This window comes from Niastella sp. OAS944 (genome assembly GCA_024809215.1).
Lineage (GTDB): Bacteria > Bacteroidota > Bacteroidia > Chitinophagales > Chitinophagaceae > Niastella.
Window position 1 is genome coordinate 537,108 of sequence record JANUBW010000002.1, and the last position, 20,889, is coordinate 557,996.

Below are 20,889 nucleotides of genomic sequence, written 5' to 3' on the forward strand. Positions count from 1 at the left end.
TTATTTTTTAAAGAACCGAACGGCCTGACCGTTCTCAAGGCTCAACACATACACGCCGGCCGCCAATCCGCTGGTTTCAAGCCATTGCTCACGCAATGAAATGATGCCCGCCTGCATGATCTGTCCTGATACATTTTGGATAGAATAGCTCAATGGTTTGGCCGGAATAGTTGACAAAACCAGTTTAAAGGTGTTGGTAACCGGGTTGGGATATAGTCCCAGGGCTGTTGCTACATTTTCAAATTGTATCAACCGAACACCATATACCTGTTCGCGGCCATCGAGATCATATTGTTTTAGCCGGTAATAATTGGCGCCCTCCAACGGATCGCTATCAGTAAATGAATATGTAAAGCCCATTGCATTACCAGAAGCCTGAACAATGCCGATGACCTTGTACTGAACGCCATCACTACTCCGTTCTATAGCAAAATGACTGTTCTGTAATTCAGAAACAGTTGTCCAGCGTAACAACACACTTATATCTGTTTGTCGTTTTGCCGTAAATGAAGTAAGCGAAACAGGTAATGCTATGTATACGGGTGAAGCAGTAACACCATCAAATGTCTTTGATGAAACCGTTTCCTCAACATAGTTATCGGTTGTATTAACAGCGGAGGTAGAAGAAGTGGCCCATACCGAAGTTGACTTATAAGCCATCAATAGTTGTGATTCGGGAATACTATTCAGTTCCGCATCCAGGTAATTTAAACGTACAGTTCCGGTAAAAGCTATTGGCGAGCTAAAATTAATGACATTGGCTATGCTATAAACGCTGCTACCTATATTTACCGGTGTGTTACTTCTTTGTATTGTAGTATTAGCTAAATCTAAGTTACCCTGAGGCGTGAGAACAAGTCCTTCCGCTGAAAGCGTAGTACCGGCTACCAGGGAAATACCATCGGCACCTATACTAACCTGGGCACTGGCGCTAACTGTGAATGCAAGAGAACATACAACAACGAGTTTCTTCATAAGGGCATTAGTAGGGTTAAGCGCGCAAAATATGACGTAAAAACGACATATCATAGGTAAAGCGAAAATTATTGATTAAAAAATGTAATACCGATGTTGCTACCTTAAAGCCCCCGGGTAACACAGACCACTATTTGCATTTGAAGTAGTTAAGAAAATTGTATTTATGCCAACGGTCACCGTTAAAATCATATGAGCTGGAATACCACAGGGGAAAACATTGGTTTACTATTGAGCTCGATGCAGCCTTATTGACCTTAATGAAAGAAACATCGGCCACTATAAAAATTACACAGGGTAGAACAGAAATTTCATTTCCGTTCCCGGATGAATAAGTTAAATGATGTAACTTATGCATCTATAATTCATTCGAATGAATGTAAACCCCATTAATATTATTGTATGTCTTCTGCTATGGTGCCATTCACCTTCTTTTGGCCAACAGAAAAATATTATACCGTTGGCCGATTCGGTGAAGACCATGGCCGAAGACCTGATAAAAAAAGGTTTTAACGCTGGTGATGGCTATGGCGAAGTGTGGATCAGGGACTTCAACACCTTTATGGATGTAGCCTGTAAGGTGCATGACAGGGCCTCCATCAGAAAAAGCCTTACCACCTTTTTCCTTTTTCAGCAAAAAGATGGCGCTATCCTCGACGGCTATGTGCCCAAAGCCAAAACTGCAGGCGCTGGTTACAATTACTATTACACCAACCTGGCGCCCGATTATGCCGGTCATAAGAACACCGTTGAAACCGATCAGGAAACCTCGCTTGTACAGGCTGTTGCCAAATACATTCGTAACACGGGTGACAGGTCCATTCTTTCTGATACCATTGCAGGTACAAGTATTGAACAACGTTTGGGAATGGCCCTGCATTTTTTAATGAATGCCCGCTACGATAGTACCTATGGTTTGCTTTGGGGCGCAACAACTGCCGATTGGGGCGATGTACAACCCGAGCACGACTGGGGTGTTGAATTGAATGCCGATACCCACAAGGCCATTGACATATACGATAACGCCATGTTTGTGATAGCCATCGACGACTATCTTACAATTGCACAGCTAATGCCTGGTGAATGGCGTTATTGGACAAACACCAGGAATAGAATTAAGAAGAATATTCGTAAACATTTGTGGGATGCTGCTAAAGAAAAATATCGTGCACATATATACTTAACCAACTCGCCTTTTCCTGCATCGTTCAATGAATCGGAAGTATATTATCACGGCGGCACTACTGTTGCCATTGAAGCCGGTTTATTAAGTAAACGCGAAGTGAAACAAGCCTATCATAAAATGCAGGAAAATGTAAAACAGGCGCATGCAGCCACTATCGGGCTTACCTTATATCCTGTTTATCCCGAAGGCACCTTTAAGAACAAAGGCATGGGCCCTTACTCTTACCAAAACGGTGGCGACTGGACGTGGTTTGGCGGCAGAATGGTAACGCAGTTATTGAGATACGATTTAATGAACGAAGCCAAAGAAGCGCTGCAACCAATGCTTACCCGGGTACTAAAGAATAAAGGCTTTTACGAATGGTACACACCTGCCAATGAACCCAAAGGCTCCTCCAGTTTTAAAGGCGAAGCGGGTGTATTATGGACGGCTATTATGTTATTAAAAGAGAAAAATTGAATATCTGTTTTCAATTACTATATTCGGGCTTACTAATACATAACATGAAGATCGCTACCTATAATGTGAATGGAATAAGCAGCCGCCTGCCGGTGCTGCTTCGCTGGTTAAAAGAAACTGCGCCCGATGTGGCATGTTTACAGGAACTGAAAGCGCCCCAGGAAAAATTTCCTGAGCAGGTTATTCTTGATGCCGGTTATCACGCCATCTGGCATGGACAAAAAAGCTGGAATGGTGTAGCCATTTTATCAAAGCATGGCCAGCCGGTTGAAACACAAAGAGGTTTACCCGGCGACCCAGAGGATGTACATAGCCGCTATATTGAAGCAACAGTAAACGATATAACCATTGGTTGTTTGTATTTACCAAATGGTAATCCTGCGCCTGGTCCAAAGTTCGATTACAAGCTGGCCTGGTTCGAACGATTGACAAACCATGCTGCAGGGCTTTTAAAGCAAAATAAACCTGTTATTTTAACCGGCGACTATAATGTAATGCCTACAGAAAAAGACGTGTATAAACCCGAACGATGGGTGAACGATGCCCTGTTCCGCCCCGAAACACGTGCAGCATTTAAAAAGCTGGTAGATCAGGGTTGGACGGATGCCATAAGAAAGCTTTACCCCGATGACATCATCTATACTTTCTTTGATTATTTCCGCCAGGCTTATGAACGTAATGCGGGCTTGCGTATCGATCACTTTTTATTAAACCCCGCTATTGAAGGAAGATTGCTGGCTGCAGGTGTTGACCGCGAAGTTCGTGGTTGGGAAAAATCAAGCGATCATTGTCCGGTTTGGATTGAGTTGAAAGATGCTTAAGAAGCAGCCTTATTAAAGAAAGAAGATTCACTAAAGCTTTCAGCTTGTTTGATCCATTGTGCGGGGATACTATTTACGCCGGCACACATGACCACTATGCTTCCTATAATAGCAGCAATAGTATCGCGGTCGCCTAAAGCATTTAAGCCGCGCCAGATGGCATCTTCATACGAATTGCTGTTATTGGCGGCACACCATAATGTTAATGGAACGGTATCTGTTGCCATTAAATTGGTGCCATTTCCCAATACAGAAACAATGGTCCTGATATCGTAATCGCCGGGAAGTGTTTTTGCCTTTTGTATTTTGGCCCTCACTTCACTAGCCGGCATATTGTCAATAACAAAATCGTAAAATGTATCTGCAGATAAAGGCTCTTTATTCAAACCATAGCGGGTACAAATACAGGCTGCCAATGCAACTGCAATACCACCGGCAACACCTTCGGCATGCGCATGTGTAACGTAGGCAGCTAACCGGGCCTGTTCAATTACTTCAGCTGTATTCTCATAAAAATAAGCGCCAACAGGCCCACTACGCATGGCGGCGCCATTCCCCACAGAACCCATTCCTTCAAACACACTGTTGCTTGCATCCATCCAATCTCCATCTTCAGCAATGTTCCTCAGTATTCGCCGCGCCGTTGCACCATACCCACGATTTTCATCTGCCAGGTAATTATCAGCAAACTCTTTAGCCAGTTCATCCTGGTCAATGGTGCCAAACTTCGATAAGATATTGTAAACCCCAATACCCATTACCGTATCATCGGTAAAAGGCCAGGTACCGCTTTGCAGCCCTCGTTGATGCCACCTAAGCGAAATATCATCTGGTACACCAAAGAAAGTTTCTCCAAAAGCATCCCCAACCGATAACCCAAGAAGGGAGGTTTTTGCCAGTTCCAGCTTGTCAATTGTTGTCATAGATCGGGTTGTTTTTGGAGAAACATCTTTTAATGATACGTATTACTTTTCTAACTCTTTCACATCGGTTGTTCTTACCAGTGTTGAATCATTACCTACTGATTTTAAGAACATGATGAGGTCATTAGCTTCCTGTGGCGGACGGGCGCTTGTCAGGTGCTTTCTTTTTCCATTGTAGTAAACAATAATGGTAGTTTCAGATACATCAGCTATACCAACTTCTGGAAAAGCAAGGCTATCGAGATTGCTCTTTTTCAGCACTGCTACCAATTGGGTATCCTGTGCAGCAGTTAATTTACCTTTAAAGATGCCGCTCTTCGCTGAATCCATTTCACTTTTGGATTTATAGAACTCGCGGTTAACATATACATTCCTTGCACTGTCAATCTCGAGGTCCATGCTGGGGCAGGAACCATTGCAACGGCTCAAATGGTAAACAACTTTGCCCACTTTAAATTCATCGGCAGGTTCTGTTTCTGTAGTGTTGGCCGATTGTGATTTGCAGGCGAATAATACCACCGCAGCAATAAGCCCGGCTGATAGGGTAAGTCTTTTCATTGTAGTTTTTGTGTTTCAAACAGGTGTTAAGCAATTAAAAAATCCCGCAACAATACGGCATTTTCTATCAACATGCAACTTCTTACTTAATAATTAACAGTTATACTAATGTACTGATATAACAATGGAGCCAGCGGCTTTATGTATGACAAAAGGAACAGCTTGCAGCCCCGGTACAAAATTAAAAAGACGATCGGCGGTTGTACGTAACCGGGTAAGCGGTGTATCGGCGTGCAAATGCAGGCTGGCGCTGGCTTTGTAAATATAAACGTTTTTGTCATTTACCATTTCAACCTTCTCCTGCGAAGTAGCTATTACGGGAACAACAATACGTATGTCGTTCAAATGAGCAGCTAAATTACTTTTGCAATAGAGGGAAAGCACTATTTTTTCCGGCGTAAAAATATATTCAGCCTGGCAATACACCGGTCCCTGTGGCGGATCGTTCTGGCGCTCATCAACCAACCTCGAGTTGGCTTGTATAACCACCCCCTCCCCTTGCACACTGGCATTAACGGTTGCATCGAGACAAGCGATATTCCTATAAACAACGCCGTTAGCGGTAAGTTCAGCCCTAAACGTTAGCGGCATTGAAAGCGGGTCGGCATCAGTCTGCATATTACCGGCTTCAACAAGCTGGTAAGCATTCATGCTGGCTACCAGCAGGGGGCCTGTTTGTTGGTGCCATAACATGCTTAATGCACCACCGGTAGCATGTCCGTTGTGCATGGCTTTGTATTCCCTGTCGTACCCGGTAACGGTAGCCCTGTATTTTCCTGTAGCAACAAGCCAGGTTTGAATATCCTCAAAAAAGCGAAGGCCGTAATTGGTTTCGCGCGGAAGAAGCGCAGGAGTTGCCGGGCGGTGTAAATGTCCATGATCAAGCATAGTACTAAGCGCTTTTATATGGCAAAAGGTATGGTGCACACTTGGTAGTACCCGATGGGTAATATAGTGCGGTCCGCCATATAACAAACCGTTGTGGGTGTTTTGTTGCAACAGCTGTGTATTCTTTAACGCTACACTATAAAACCTGGCATCGCGATTGGCCAGCAATGCATATGCAGGCTGACAACCATCGGAAGTGCGGCTGCCCCAGTAGGTCCATTTATAATTGCGGGTACCCCAACTGTTATCCCAACCGCCATCGGGTAACATAAACTCCATATGGGTTTGCAAAGAAGCCGTTACCAGCTGTAGTAATTCTTCATCTTTATTCAACAATCCGTATAATGCCAGCGATGGCAGGCTCTCCTCAACATTGTAGCCAAGGTCAACCGAAAAACAGCCTTTTTTACTGGGCTCATAATAAGGGGTGCCTTCGCCAAAAACAAAACGGTTGTTTTGGGTAAAGAATTTGGTTGCCTGTTGCGCAAGTAAGCGTCCCTTTTCCCTGAATTTGCCATTATCCAGCAGGGTTCCGAGAAGGGAAAGCGCATAGGATGCAGAAATAGGATAATTGATATTGCCGTAATCGATATTCACATTGGTATTGATCCACTCCCCCGCCTTCAGCAGCCTGTTGTGCAGGGCGCTTTTAAAATTATCATCCATCAGCGCACCGTGAAAACGTAGGGCCTCACAAAGAGCGATGACGGTAAAAACGGTAATACCTTTCCATTTGTCGTTCTTTTCGTTCAGCCACGAACCATCGGGTTGGCTCACGTTCGCCTCCATCCAGCGGAATAAAAGTACCGAGGCATCAATATAGCGAACATCGCCGGTACGGCGGGCCATATGCATAAAGGGGTATATGGTATCGCCTATACGGCCATGAATATGATGAAAGCTGGGGCAACGAATACCACCATAATCAATTCCCTGCGTTGCATCGGTGATCTGCAACCCCAACAGCCTGCCTGCCCAGGTAGCGGAAAGCGAATGGCTGAGTGAATAAAGATCATCTGCTACAAACGGGGCCGCCAGGGCAGCCAGGCCATTGAACTTTGCGGTGGCCCATCCTACACTTCCTGCTGTTGTAGTACGAATAAACGCACGTCTGCTTTGCCTGCTCATGCGCAAACTTAATAAGAGTCAGTTTATTACATATAATACAGTACTTTCTTTTCAGGGGCTGACGTAGTTTTGAAGTAGGCAGTACAATATATTTAAGGTTATTCATCACATGCATAAACAAAATCACTTACTGTTTCCATTTAGCACTCTACAGTTTTTGTAAGAAATACACATTCTCGGAATTTTGGCCTTCAATCATTCCTACCGGAATACAAATCAAATAAAATCCAATAATTAAGACATTTATGAAAAAGAGTATTCTCTTTTCCGCAGCCATCGTGTGTTCAGTGCTTACCTCTTCTGCCCAAATAAAAATTGGCGACAATCCCAACACCATAAATGCTAATTCCCTTGTTGAAATGGAAAGCACCAATAAAGGTTTGCTTGCGCCCCGGGTTGCCCTTAGCGATGTAAATTCGGTTAGTCCATTAACAGGTACAGTACCCGCAGGTATGATCGTTTACAGCACAGGCGGCGCCGTTACCGATGGATTTTACTTTTGGAGCGGCAGCAAATGGCTGCAGGTGCAATCATCGGCCAATGCCCGTAATAATTATGTGCTTGTTAAATCGGCAGCCGATCTGCCTGCCCCTGTTAGCGGTGTTATAACGCTTACAGCCGGAACTACCTATGAAGTGAATGGCACCATTACGCTTACCTCTAAGATCAACCTGAACGGCTGCTACCTCGTAGGCGCCGATGCAACCAACGATAAACTGGTTTATACGCCTGCAACCGGCGAAATGTTCACTGGTACTAAAGGCGGTAGTGTAAAAACATTAACGCTAACAGCTTCAACCACCGGCGCTAAATTATTCAACGTTGACCTGGCAGCTACCGAAACCATGTTAGTGCGCGACTGTAACGTGATCGGTTGTAAAGATGTAGGCCTGGTAAAAGGTGGTAATGTGGTGTTCTTTAGCGTTATCAACTATGCAGGCAACACCAATGGTATAACCTATCAAAACAACAGTACCCTGCTGCTCGATAATACTGCCTGGTTCAGCACCAACGCCGGTACTTTTGAAAAACTGGTTGGAACTTTTAACCTTATTGAAAAATTGGGTGGCTTTGGCCAACCCATGTCGGCAAACTCAGCAACGGCACTTGATGTTACCGGTATAACGTCGATAGTTGAAGCCGGCAACCTGAAAAACACTGCGTTTATTGGCACAGGAACGAAGGTTACAGGTACTTTCTCTAAAAAATGGGAAGTAGAAGCTGCCGGTCTTAATACAGAGAAAGATGCAGTAGCTACAGGGACCCTGTATATTTCTACGCCTTCGAATACAAATATCCTTACTATGAACTCGCCGGTAAAGGTGGCAGGCACTACTACGGCTACAGAACTTGTGCGCTTTACCTCGCCAGCCAATAACCGCCTCATGTATGATGGAACTAAAACACGTACGTTCATTGTAACAGCTTCCATGTCGGCATCTGGCACCAGCGGCACCTATGTATATTCTTTTTACATTTACAAGAATGGTGTACAAATACCGGCATCGAGACAGCGCACCAAAGTTTACTCCTCATATGGCGACATACAGGTAGTTTCGCTTGTAAGCACCGTTACTTTAGCTCCCGGCGATTATGTAGAAGTATGGACAGAGGATAATGAAAGCAGTGTTGATATCAACGTGCAGAACATGACGCTTTCTATAAAATAATTTTCCACTCAAACTAAAACTGGTCTTTATGAAACAATTACTATTCGGTATGTTGTTACTTCCGGTTGCAAATGGAGTGGTAGCGCAGAATACACTTAATAATACCGGCAACTTAAAAATACACAGCGGTGCCAACCTGGCCGTGCATGGCGATTTCACCAATGCCTCTACTGCCGGCCTGGTAAATGATGGCAACCTGTATGTAAAAAGAAACCTTACTTCAAACCAGGCGGCCATGAGCACTGGCGCCGGCACCTTGTACCTGAATGGTTCGGCCCTGCAAACGCTCGATGGAGCCCAGGCCTTCAAAACCTTTAACCTGGTTACTGGCAATAGTGCTGGTATACTGTTGAATACCGACCTAACGGTTAGCGGCGCCCACAATTTTACCAGTGGCGTTATTACTACCGCTGCAACACCCAGTTACCTGGTTTATGAAACCAATGCTTCCTATACAGGCAATGGCGATAGCCGGCACGTAAATGGTTGGGTTAAAAAGAATGGCACCGCCAGTTTTGATTTTCCCGTTGGCAATGGCGCTGTACAAAGAACAATCAATATAAATAACCTGTCGGCCAGCAGTGTATTTGCAGCAAAGTATGCTATGCCAACGCCCAATACAACCCAGCGGCAGGCGCCCATTGTAAGCGTTGACCCTAATGAATACTGGGAAGTAAATAAAGTTTCGGGTGGAACCGCCCAGGTTACGCTCAACTGGGACAATAGTAAAGTAACCGTTCCCACCTGGATATTATCAGATGTAAAAGTTGCTGCTAATAATGGCAGCACCTGGGGTTCACAGGGCGGTACCGCCAGCGGCAGCCTTGCCAGTACAGGCACTATAACATCAAACAGTATCTCATCGTTTAACAGGTTTACATTAGGCAGCACATCTGCAATTTTGCCACTGACGCTTGTTAGCATCGATGCCAAAAGAAAGAATAACTTAACTGAGGTTACCTGGAAAACAGCCGATGAACATAATGTAAGCCATTTCATTGTAGAACGAAGTGAGAATGGCATCGACTTCTATGCCATTGGCAAATTGACAGCGAGGAACTCGGGCCGTTTGGAAAGTTATGTATTACAAGACGATAAGCCATTGGTTAACACAGCGTATTACCGCATTAAAAGTGTAGACAATGATGCTTCCTTCACTATATCACAGATCGTACGGGTGGCAGAAGCTGGTAATGGCAGTTCGTTGCTTGTAAACAACCCGGTATACGACAAAATAGCACTTACGGCAAAAGGCGAACTAACAGGAGAATTCGATTATAGCATATTTGATATGAATGGTAAACCGGTGCAACGCGGTAAAGTGAACCTGAAAACAAATACACCAGTGATGGTTCCGGTGTCGGCATCCATACCTTCGGGCACTTATACTATTCAGCTGCACAAACAATCGATGTTTATTAGCAAAAAAATAATTGTCGCTTTAACACATTAATTAGCGCTGTTTTTGGTTGTTTTTTATTTGAAAGCGGGTACCGTGGAAACACGGTACTTTTTTATTTAGTACGTAATACCTAATTTAGAAACTTTTTATAAGAATAAGTTAAGTTAAATCAATCAACCATGCAGCAAAACAAAGGTTCCTTACCCGAGATATTTAAAGCCGAAAGCGGTATCCCGGAAGAATACCAGGTAACCGAAATTCACCAACGGGAATATTTATTGAACGGCGAACTGGTGCCCTGGAACGGCCCTGTAACCAATATTTATTCGCCTGTATGTATACCAACGCCCGATGGCCCAAAGAAAAAACTGCTTGGCAGCATTCCCAATACCACTCCCAAAGAATCACTGGAAGCGCTGGCTGCAGCAGAAGCCGCTTATGCAAACGGATTGGGCGAATGGCCTACTATGCCGGTTGAAGGCCGCATCAAATGCATGCAGAAGTTTGTTTACCTGATGATACAGCAAAGAAGCCTGGTAATAAAACTGTTGATGTGGGAAATTGGTAAAACTTTGGCCGATGCTACTAAAGAGTTTGACCGCACCGTAGAATACATCAACGACACAATAGACGCGCTTAAAGATCTTGACCGCGAATCATCACGTTTTCAACAGGCAGAAGGCACCATTGCCCAAATAAGAAGAGCGCCATTGGGTGTTGTATTAAGTATGGGCCCCTTCAACTATCCGTTGAACGAAATTTTTACCACGCTCATTCCCGCCCTTATTATGGGCAATACCATACTCTTTAAACTTCCAAAATTTGGTGTACTGGCACACTACCCGTTGCTGAATGCATTTAAAGAGGCATTCCCCAAGGGTACAGTAAACACCCTGTATGGTAAAGGAGCCGAGATCATTTCGCCCATTATGGAAAGCGGCAAAGTGAATGTACTGGCCTTTATTGGCAGCAGTAAAGTAGCTAACGGGCTTAAGAAATTACACCCCAAAGTGAACCGCTTACGCGCCATTTTGAGCCTCGACGCCAAAAACGCCGCCATTGTTACAAAGAATGCCGACCTCGATGTTGCAGTGAACGAATGTATACTGGGTGCGCTTTCTTTTAACGGACAACGTTGCACAGCCCTGAAACTGATCTTTGTACAAAAAGAAGTGGCCGCAGAATTCACCCAAAAATTATCTGCTGCCGTAGCTGCTTTAAAACCCGGTTTACCCTGGGAAAGCGGTGTACGCGTAACGCCACTGCCAGAAGACAATAAACCTGCTTATTTGAAAGCCTGCATCGATGATGCTATTGCAAAAGGCGCTAAAGTAATGAACGATAACGGTGGACTGCAAGATGCATCGTTTGTATTCCCGGCGGTAGTTTACCCCGTGAACGATCAAATGAAGTTGTATCATGAAGAACAGTTTGGTCCTATTGTTCCCGTAGTACCTTTCGATACAATTGATGAGCCGGTTAACTACCAGGTAAATGCATCGCATGGTATGCAGGTAAGTATCTTCAGTGAAGAGCCAACAGAAGTGGCCCAACTGGTTGATTCATTTGTAAACCTGGTAAGCCGCGTAAATATCAATTGCCAGGCTCAACGCGGACCCGATATTTTCCCCTTTACCGGAAGAAAAGACAGTGCCGAAGGAACGCTTTCTGTTTTCGATGCACTTCGCTCATTCTCTATCCGCTCACTGGTGGCCGCAAAAAATACCGAGTCGAACAAAACCCTGCTTAATACCATAGTAAGGGATCATGAGTCGAACTTCTTGAGTACAAACTATATCTTCTAGTTTTAAACAAGGTGGGTAGCCCTTCCAGGGCTGCTCACCTTGTTTTTGATAATCAAGGCGAGCACCTCTTGAAGAGGTACCCGCCTTTAATTTATTGCCCAAACACGGGTTTACGCTTTTTTCTAATTGTAATAACCGTTTGTAAAACAACCGAAGCCATTACAAAAAACAACCCCACATAAAAAGAAGCATTCACCTCCTTGCCTTCATCAAAGAAAAGTAAGGCCATTATGATGGAGTAAATAGGCTCCAGGTTAAAGCTTAAATTAACAGTAAAGGCCGGGATCCTTTTTAACGATTCCGCAAACATTACATACAACCCCACTGTACAGAACAATGATAACAACAGCAGGTATCCGGTATCCGTTAGTGACGGTATAAGTTGCGCCACCGGAAAAAAATAAAGATACAGGGGCATTAAAACACCCAGCCCAATGGCACCACCCATCATTTGATAGTAATTGATAAGCTTGCTGTCGTAGTGTTTTACCAGCCGTTCATTATAAATAGTGAACAGCGCGCCAAACAATGAAGAAACAACACCTATGGCAATACCAACCTGGTACGACGCATCAAAATGAAAGATCAATGCAATACCCAACAAAGTAAGCATACTAAGCAACAGCTCGGTAACAACAAACTTCTTTCTGTTTATAAGCGGCTCCAATATAGCCGTAAAGAAACTGGTGAGGCAAAAACACACAACCCCAATTGAGATATTTGAATACTTGATACTTCCATAAAAGAACACCCAGTGCAGCGTGATAAGCATACCCACTTTGGCAATATTGAATTTATTGCGCACTGGAATAGCCGTTTTTACCCTGAACAACTTTAAAATAAAAAACAGCCAAATAAAAGAGAAGAATACGCGGTACCAAACCAACAGCCCTTCATTGAGTGTGATCAACTTACCAAAGATGCCGGTAAAGCCGGCAATGAGCACTGCTATATGTAAAATTAAATATGATTTTTTCATAAAAAGACCTATCCACTCATCCCCAACAGGATGTGCATTTTTATAGTTACATAAATTGAAAATAAAATAACAGCTAATTCCGGTAGAGAGAATCTACCGAAAAAACAGAGTGTTCGATGAAGTATTAAAGCGTTGGAGGACCGAGTGAACTATAGCTGCTCATATAAATAGTAGTAATTGTGCAAATATAGTATAATATTGGTTTGACCGCCTACAGCATCTTTTAAACATTATTTGGATGCAGGCAGTTAGCCCAATAAATATATATTCCTTTTATAATAGTGGTAAGTTCTTCTATACTAGGTGGCTTTTTAAAAAAACCCTGAACAGTAAGCTCGTAAGCTTCTTTAACCTGTATCGGTGAGTCGGTAGTGGTAAGAAATATAAATGGAATTGATTTCTTTCGAAGATAATCATTGGCGTTAATTGTACGTGACAATTGAATGCCGTTCATTACGGGCATGTTTATATCACAAAGGATCAGGAAAGGCTGCTCACTGGTTATTATTAAATAGTCAAGCGCCTGTTTTCCATTATCGAAAAATCTGTAATCATTCGTTATTCCACATTGTTTAATAGCATTCCTTATAAAAAACCGATCGTCTTCATCATCTTCAATAATTAAAATTGGGCCCATTGGCAAGCTCTTCATAAAATAATATTAGTTATTGCTATCCCGTAAAGCTAATGGCATTGCTACAATATACTGAAATTTAATGCTTTGAACATTAATTTTTATATACCGTCAATAGCCTGGCATTGCATTCGCATAATTAACTATATAGCTAACCCCATGCAAAAGGACATAATTGATTTACAATTATTTGAAGAGTTTTATGGCGGCCAGCCGCAGGCCGTAATATGGTTGAGCCCAGTTTGGAGTGCTGGAAACCCGCCGCAAATAGTAGATTTTGCCTATTCGTATGCCAACCAGCAGGGACTGGAATATTTGCAGGTTACGGCGGCGGCGCTCAACACACTCACCGTTCGTACCTCCCGAACATTGACGGATGAGTTGCGTACCTCCTTTTATAATGAAATGTTGCATGTATATGAAACCTGTATACAGAGTGCATCAACCATTTATAACCCGGCCCTCAATAAATATGCCCACGTTTTACGATCAAAACTCCGGGGTGGCATACTATCGGTAGTACAGGATATAACTACCGAAAAGAAAATGATCGACCAGCTTCAACAGCAGAAAAGATCACTTGAACTGAATACACGTGAGCTGGACCGGCAAAAAACCTTGCTGGATAATATCTTAAAAAATTCATCAAACGGTATTTCTGTTACCGAAGCAATACGAAACGAACAGGGTGAGGTTATTGATGCACTTACTATAATAGCTAATGATGCTGCCGTAAAAGCCAGCGGACTTCCACGCGATATTTACCTTACTAAACGGATCACTGAAATTGAGCCTTCGATCCTAAGCACTCCCTTTTATCAGGGCACGCTTAACACCCTCAAAACCGGCACACCTTTTTTATACCAGTACCAGCTTGAATATACGGGCAATTGGATAGAAGTAACAAGCTCACGGCTCGATAACGATCATCTCATCCACATCTTCACAGATATTACCACTATAAAGCAGTCACAACTTCAGTTGGAAGAATTTGCAAGCACCCTGAAAACGGTGTTCGATGCCACTCAAACAGGAATGTTCATTTTTGTGCCTGAGTACAACAACAATAATGAAATTATAGATTTCCGATTCGACCTGGTGAACGCTACCATGTCGTCATATGCACAACAATCACCAGCTGCACTTATGGGCGAACCGGGCAGCAAATGGTTTCCCGGCTACCTTACCAATGGTATTTTCGATATGTGCCGGCAGGCATATTTTTCAAACAAGGTGAAAAGAAAAGAAGTATATTATCATACAGATGGCCTCGATAATTATATCGACATTCAATGTGTTAAGATCGGGAACCGGTTGCTGGTTTCTTTTACCGATCATACCAACCTTCGAAAATCGCAGCTGAAATTGCAGCAAACAGTTAGTGAGTTGGAACAATCGAACCGCTACCTCGAAGATTTTGCATATGCAGCTTCGCACGACATGAAAGAGCCATTAAGAAAGATCATCACATTTAGTAACATACTGAAAACTAACATCGTTTCGGGAACCACTGAGGAAGATAAACGCATACTTAACCGAATTGAAGCCTCTGCCCGGCATTTGAACAATTTTGTTACCGACCTGCTTAATTTCAGTTACATCAGTCAACAGCGTTTAGTAAAAGATACCGTGGACCTGAATAATATCGTTCAGGCTATAGTATCGGAACTTGAACTGGTGATTGAAGAAAAACAGGCAAAGATCACCGTAAGTAACCTGCCCGTTATGCAGGGAAATGCCCGGCAGCTTGAGCAACTATTTCATAACCTTATAGGTAATGCACTTAAATATGCCAGTGAACAACCTGTAATAACCATTAACAGTAGCCTGGCCCCGGCAGAGCTGGTTGCCGAAAAACTGCCCAATCATGCAAAGAACAGGCAATACATGCTTATAGAAGTGATGGATAATGGTATCGGGTTCGAACAACATTTTGCCGAGCAAATATTCGACATCTTTGAACGCCTGCATACGAGATCTCAATACTCAGGCTCAGGCATTGGCCTTTCAATAGCCCGTAAGGTAGTACAAAACCACGGCGGTACCATATGGGCCAAAAGCGAACCTGGCCAAGGAGCAATCTTCTATATCATTTTACCGGCTTAAGACAATAAAATACCCCCAGTTGTACCACACTATTATGCGCTTTATAAAAAGCCTCCTTGTAAACATTGGTAAGTCCGAGGTTGTAACGGAAGTTTGCCCCCAACCCGTTTTTTAACTGGTAGCCTATACCAATTGGCCACGAAAGATCAAATGACTCGTAATGGTCCTTTATGTTACCCGTACCTTGTGATGTTTTTACCTTAGCGCTAATTAGCAAACCAGCCTGCAAACCTGTTTCGAGATATAGTTTTTTAACAACCTCGTATTTCAGCAGTACGGGCAGGTTTATATAGCTCAGGTTCATGTTCTCCTTTTTTCCCGTTTCCCTATAACCGTCATTGGGCGCCCAGTCGCTAAATCTTATACGTTTCTTGTTTCCCTGCAGTGCGTAAACCAGTTCAGCTGCTATGCGAAACTTTTTACCAACTGGTAATTCGGCAGTAACGCCACCATAAAAACCAGCTTTACTGTTATTATCATCATCACCGGGCAACGAGGTTATTGCACCACCGGCTTTTGCGCCGAATGATACCTGGGCATTTACCGTAGCAAACAAGAAGAAACAAACAGCGAAGAAAATACAGTACTTTTTCATGGATCAATTTTGATTGGTTATTTAACTGCCTCGTAGATCTCTGCTTCAATTATACTAAAACTACCCGTGGCATTGGCATCCTCTTTTCCTACTCCTTCTTCCAGCTTTTTTCCATTTACTTCGGCCATTTCATCACTACTTTCGTCCATAGAATCTTTCACCAGTTGAATACGCACTTTCTTTCCGCGCTTTGGCGTACAAACAAGCGTTGTATAACCCAGGCTGCGGGTAGTGTTGGCATTAAATACTTCTTTATCATCAACCGTTATTCGTAATGGATAAATATTCGATTTGAATTTGTTCAGCTTAAGGGTCACCTCGCTAATGGTTGCTTCTTTTTGTAACTCGTATTCAATCCAGGCGGTGTTTAGTTTACCATCGTTCACCCAATTGGTGAGTTCGTTATCGTCGATGGTTTTTTGGGCAGAATCGGCATTGGCGCCGGCTGTAACTTTTGCAATGGCCACTGCTTTACGAAGGGGTGTAAATGAAGGCGTACCTGGTGTTGGTCCTCTTTCAAGATGTACAGGTAATCCATCGCCAGGCATTGTAGTGCTTAACCCGTTTTGAACAGCAAATGGTTTCGAAGTTAACGTAAGCGTTGCTTCTTTTAAACCGGGCGAAGATGCAGTAATTGTTATAGTGCCCGCTTTGTTGGTTGAACGAATTAATGCGCGGTTCACGCCTCCCTCAACAGGAAAGTTTTGTGTAAGCGTATAATTATCGGGCCCCATGGCAATGCCCCCACGCCAGCTTGCTTCGCCACTTAATGAGTAACTGATCATATTCAATGCCGTTGGCACACGGTTGCCTGTAGCATCTACCACTTCAACTTCAACAAGCGCCAGATCGTGACCGTTTGCTATAAAACCGGTGGGGCTGGCAATATTGGTCAACTTAATGGCAACGGGTTCGCCTGTTGTACTTTTTGCTGTTGAGCATACAGGTTTACCATTCGCACTGTAACCTGTTGCGCTGATAGTGCCCGCCGCCCATTGAACATTGTTAAAGGTGAATAAAAAGCCATTGCTTTTCTCACCAAAACCAAGCGACCTGCCATTTATTTTCAATTCAACTTTGTGGGCAGTTGAAATAACATACACCGCTTTTTTTACATTGGGTTTATAATTCCAATGGCCAATGATATGGATACCTTGTTTTTCGGGATTTACCCAACCATCCCACATTATTTGGTGCGCATAGAAATTCTCTTTTATAATGCGCATGGCATCTACTTCCCCACTCCGTCTGAAATTCTCTTCGCCCCGGTGATGGGTATTTGTTTCGGAGAAAACGATATTAACACCACCGGCACTAACGCGGGTGCCTGTACCTGGTCTTTCGCGCCAAAACTCGTACCAGCGGGCCACATTTTCTACGGCATGGCTTTCCATATTACGATTGTAAGGTGCTGCGCTTTGTCCTTTGTGCAATGGACCATCGCCATCTTTATGATAGGGCGGTGTAAACTCATCCCAGTATTTGCGCGAACCTTCATCTCTTGAATACTCCATAGCCCACATGGGTATGTTGGCGCTTTTGTTGGTATACAACATTTCACCACCATACCCGGCCGTTTTGCTATCGAGCATTTCGCGACTGCCAATAGATCGTCCACCGCTGGGATCATATTGATCACGAATGGCTTTCATTTCGGCCATATGCGATTCGCTGATGCTTTCATTGCCGCATTCATAAAATATGACACTTGGATTATTGCGATTATAAATAATAGCGTCGCGCATAACGGCCTTACGCTGCTCCCAACGAGTGCCATTTACATCTGCTTCGGCATCGCCTGCCGGCATGGCCTGCATTAAACCTACACGGTCGCAGCTTTCGATATCCTGCTTCCAGGGAGTGATGTGCATCCAGCGCACCAGGTTACCATTGCTTTTTACCATCAGCCCATTGCTGTAATCGCTTAACCAGGCGGGCACCGATAAACCTACTGATGGCCATTCGTTGCTGGTGCGTTGCGCATAACCATGCACCATAATTACACGATCGTTGAGATAGATCATGCCGTTTTTAAATTCCGTTTTACGGAACCCGGTACGGGTACTCACTTCATCAACAGGTTTGTTATCTACTTTAATTATTGTTTTTACATTGTACAAATAACCATAGCCCCAGCTCCAAAAGTTAAGGTTGTTTACTGCAGCCGCTGCTTTTACGATCGCCGTTTTTCCGGCTTCAATAGTTGCTTTTTCGCCCTGGAAAATCTTTACAGGTTTATTATCCGGGCCGGTGATCACTACCTCATACGAAACAATCTTTGCCGCATCGCCATCATTTTTCACTTCCGATTCGGCATGTATAACTGCTGTTTTGTTTTTTATATTAAAATCAGTAGCGTAAACATACACACCCGTGGTATTGAGATTGGCGTGCAATGGTAATGTTTGGTATACCTTACCGGTTATATGCAGGTATACATTTTTGTTGATGCCGCCAAAGTTGGCATTGAAGTTTTTATCTTCCCATTGATACTTTTGTCCGGTGGCTTTTTCCTTATAATCCCAACTGTTGTCAATGCGGGCAGCAATTATATTTTCAGCGCCTGGTTTTACCAGGTTGGTAATATCAAAACCAAAAGCGGTAATGCCATTCTCATGTAAATCAACATGCGTTCCATTAACGTAAAAATCACCGGCCTGCCTGATGCCTTCAAATTCAATAAATACTTTTTTATCGCCGGCTGCCGGCAATGTAAATTTCTTGCGGTACCAGGCAATACCTGTGGTATGGTTGACTATGTCTTTGCGAAAAGCATCGTCTTCGTTCCATGCATAGGGTAATGTAACCGTCTTCCAGTGAGCATCGTTAAACGTTACTGCTTCGGCGCCCGCGGCATCGCCGGTAAACACTTTCCATTCGCTGTTAAAGTTATACTTTGTTCGTTGCGCCAATGTGGCCAATGGTAGTAAGCACAATAAGGTAAACGTAAGCACTCTTTGATTCATGTCTTATTTTTTATTGATCCCACTTGAATGGCAGAAACCAGTCGCGCTCTGCCAGTTTTCTTTTTACATCTGCAGCTATACCGGCTGTTACCGGGTTTTTGCTTAGTTTATTATAGATCTTGTCTGCCAGGAACGAAGCATCATTTCTTCTTATAGCCACCCGCAGCAGATCGGGCCAGCGGGTGCCTTCAAATGCGGTTTCCAACGCCAGCTCATTAATGATACCGGCTTCCACCTGGTTAACGCTGTCGGGCTGACTTATTGCCGTAAGTTTATAATATACCAGACCGGCGCGCTGACGTATGCCATCGTTCCTATGCCAGGGCCCCCGAAAATACGGATTCTCGCCCTGCCGTGCATCAAACTTGTAAGGATCGGGGTACGTGAGTGTATTCATGTAACTGGTAACATTGGTTTCACCTGTGGGCGGCGGGTGAATACCACGAATACCGGTATTGAAGAGCCCATAAGCCAGTCGCGGTTGGCCATCGCGGTTGGCCGCTTCTGCAAAGCGCAGGTGCAGGTGCGCTGCCCGGTACAGGAACCAGGTGCCGCTTTTTTCCAACGGGTTTAATGGCACTGATGCGTTCAGGCTAATGTAATTCCCAATGAATTTGGTAATGGTAGGCTGGCCGCCGATCTTACGCTGACTAAGCAAGCCGCGGGCGTCGTAGGGTATACCGGTAAGTGCACCGGTGCCAGCCACGGGCCGTTGTTCCTGGCTATTCCAGTTATCAATTATTTCCTGTGATGCTCTTACCTGGTAATTGCCCCCTATGGGTGAAAATAATTTGATCAATGGGTTTTCGGGTTTGAACTTACTGTCGTATGGCAATGCCCAGATCATTTCGTTTAAAAAGCGCTGGTCCTTTGCCTGGAACATGGTTCCCCAGCTATTGGTGTAATCAAGAGAGCCGGCATCGCCCGCTTTTGTATACACCACTATATTGTCGGGCTTGTCTATAACCCATCCCCGTTTATACAACAGAAAACGGGTTTCAAGGGAAGCGCTGGGAGTAGAATAGTCCATCATTTCTTTTAACCGTATTGCAGCCGTATGGTAATCGCCCTTCCACAGATACAGCTCACCAAGTAAGATCTTCTTATTGATAAAGAACTTTTCCGTTGGGTAGCCATCGAGTGTAATATTCAGCGAGGTGCCGGTACCGGTATTCACATTCGCGGTATAATTTTCTTTATACGGCAGTGCTTCGGTAAAACTGATGAGGCTATCGATCAATACGCTCAAAGGCAGGCGCGTAAAACGCGAAACATCTTTAACCTCATTTATATTCTGTAGTGGCTCCGTAACATACGGCACTTCACCGTAATGTATGCCTAATTGCAAATACAGGAAAGAACGCAAAGCGCCGATATCGGAATACCGCTGGTTAAAATCCTGTTCATTCAGCTTGTTGGTTTGCCGCATGATGAGGAAATTGGTGAGCGCATCATTACAGTTGTTGATGAGCTCATAGAACGGTCGTGGATTTACATATGGATTATCGGGTGTTACCGTATGATTACTTATCTGCCTAAGATATTCATCGGCGTTATTGGTAAACTCCATCAGGTCGCCGCGCAGTTCGTTCAGAATGATATACCGGTCGCTCAGGCTCATGAACCTGCCATAAATGCCCATTACGGCAGCATTGGCGTCGTATACATCGCGATACATTTGGTCTGCGGTAAGTTCAGTACCCGGATCAACATCTAATATTTTTTTACAGGATGCAAAACCGGCGATCAAACATCCGGCCAGCACAGCTGTTCTAAGTGTCAGTTTCATAATTC

Annotated in this window: 15 protein-coding genes; 6 read left to right on the top strand and 9 right to left on the bottom strand. The window is 43.9% G+C overall.

Annotated elements, in window-relative coordinates:
- Entirely contained in the window at positions 1 to 975 is a 975-nt protein-coding gene (locus tag GGD38_RS12760; protein WP_375300454.1) for a T9SS type A sorting domain-containing protein, read from the bottom strand.
- A 373-nt stretch (positions 976 to 1,348) separates the two neighbouring features.
- On the opposite strand from GGD38_RS12760, the gene GGD38_RS12765 reads away from it, so the two are divergent.
- Complete coding sequence (locus tag GGD38_RS12765; RefSeq protein WP_375300453.1) at positions 1,349 to 2,620, top strand: GH36-type glycosyl hydrolase domain-containing protein; 1,272 nt, start codon at positions 1,349 to 1,351, stop codon at positions 2,618 to 2,620.
- A 44-nt stretch (positions 2,621 to 2,664) separates the two neighbouring features.
- The gene (gene xth / locus GGD38_RS12770) at positions 2,665 to 3,441 is read left to right on the top strand and encodes an exodeoxyribonuclease III (protein WP_375300452.1); all 777 of its coding nucleotides are present in this window, start codon (positions 2,665 to 2,667) and stop codon (positions 3,439 to 3,441) included.
- On the opposite strand, the gene GGD38_RS12775 is transcribed toward xth, so the two are convergent.
- The 3 genes from GGD38_RS12775 to GGD38_RS12785 form a co-directional block, all read right to left on the bottom strand.
- Complete coding sequence (locus tag GGD38_RS12775) at positions 3,438 to 4,364, bottom strand: ADP-ribosylglycohydrolase family protein (RefSeq protein WP_375300451.1); 927 nt, start codon at positions 4,362 to 4,364, stop codon at positions 3,438 to 3,440. The genes xth and GGD38_RS12775 overlap by 4 nt on opposite strands.
- A 42-nt stretch (positions 4,365 to 4,406) precedes the next feature.
- Positions 4,407 to 4,922 (bottom strand): DUF6438 domain-containing protein, encoded by a 516-nt coding sequence (locus tag GGD38_RS12780; RefSeq protein WP_375300450.1) that lies wholly within the window; start codon positions 4,920 to 4,922, stop codon positions 4,407 to 4,409.
- Positions 4,923 to 5,027: 105 nt separating this feature from the next.
- Positions 5,028 to 6,938, bottom strand: a complete 1,911-nt coding sequence (locus GGD38_RS12785) for a hypothetical protein (protein WP_375300449.1) — start codon at positions 6,936 to 6,938, stop codon at positions 5,028 to 5,030.
- Between the two features lie 245 nt (positions 6,939 to 7,183).
- Between GGD38_RS12785 and GGD38_RS12790 the strand changes: the two genes are divergently transcribed.
- The 3 genes from GGD38_RS12790 (at position 7,184) to GGD38_RS12800 (ending at position 11,815) form a co-directional block, all read left to right on the top strand.
- Positions 7,184 to 8,608, top strand: coding sequence for a hypothetical protein (locus tag GGD38_RS12790; protein ID WP_375300448.1), 1,425 nt, complete (start codon positions 7,184 to 7,186; stop codon positions 8,606 to 8,608).
- A gap of 28 nt (positions 8,609 to 8,636) precedes the next feature.
- A complete protein-coding gene (locus tag GGD38_RS12795) occupies positions 8,637 to 10,061 on the top strand; it encodes a T9SS type A sorting domain-containing protein (protein ID WP_375300447.1) in 1,425 nt (474 codons plus the stop codon).
- Between the two features lie 128 nt (positions 10,062 to 10,189).
- Positions 10,190 to 11,815 (top strand): NADP-dependent glyceraldehyde-3-phosphate dehydrogenase, encoded by a 1,626-nt coding sequence (locus GGD38_RS12800; protein ID WP_375300446.1) that lies wholly within the window; start codon positions 10,190 to 10,192, stop codon positions 11,813 to 11,815.
- A 91-nt stretch (positions 11,816 to 11,906) separates the two neighbouring features.
- Here the strand turns inward: GGD38_RS12800 and GGD38_RS12805 are convergent, their stop codons facing one another.
- Positions 11,907 to 12,794, bottom strand: coding sequence for a DMT family transporter (locus tag GGD38_RS12805; RefSeq protein ID WP_375300445.1), 888 nt, complete (start codon positions 12,792 to 12,794; stop codon positions 11,907 to 11,909).
- 223 nt (positions 12,795 to 13,017) lie between these two features.
- Positions 13,018 to 13,446 carry a response regulator gene (locus GGD38_RS12810; RefSeq protein WP_375300444.1) on the bottom strand — a complete coding sequence of 143 codons (429 nt, stop codon included), beginning with the start codon at positions 13,444 to 13,446 and terminating at the stop codon, positions 13,018 to 13,020.
- Between the two features lie 141 nt (positions 13,447 to 13,587).
- On the opposite strand from GGD38_RS12810, the gene GGD38_RS12815 reads away from it, so the two are divergent.
- A complete protein-coding gene (locus tag GGD38_RS12815; protein WP_375303829.1) occupies positions 13,588 to 15,534 on the top strand; it encodes an ATP-binding protein in 1,947 nt (648 codons plus the stop codon).
- Here GGD38_RS12815 and GGD38_RS12820 read toward each other — a convergent pair.
- From GGD38_RS12820 to GGD38_RS12830, 3 genes are read right to left on the bottom strand one after another with little or no spacing between them, the layout of a single operon-like run.
- Positions 15,518 to 16,129, bottom strand: coding sequence for a porin family protein (locus GGD38_RS12820; protein ID WP_375300442.1), 612 nt, complete (start codon positions 16,127 to 16,129; stop codon positions 15,518 to 15,520). The two genes, GGD38_RS12815 and GGD38_RS12820, sit on opposite strands and share 17 nt — an antisense overlap.
- Positions 16,130 to 16,146: 17 nt before the next feature.
- A complete protein-coding gene (locus GGD38_RS12825) occupies positions 16,147 to 19,095 on the bottom strand; it encodes a sugar-binding domain-containing protein (RefSeq protein ID WP_375300441.1) in 2,949 nt (982 codons plus the stop codon).
- A gap of 10 nt (positions 19,096 to 19,105) precedes the next feature.
- A complete protein-coding gene (locus GGD38_RS12830) occupies positions 19,106 to 20,884 on the bottom strand; it encodes a RagB/SusD family nutrient uptake outer membrane protein (RefSeq protein WP_375300440.1) in 1,779 nt (592 codons plus the stop codon).
- Positions 20,885 to 20,889 lie beyond the last annotated feature (5 nt).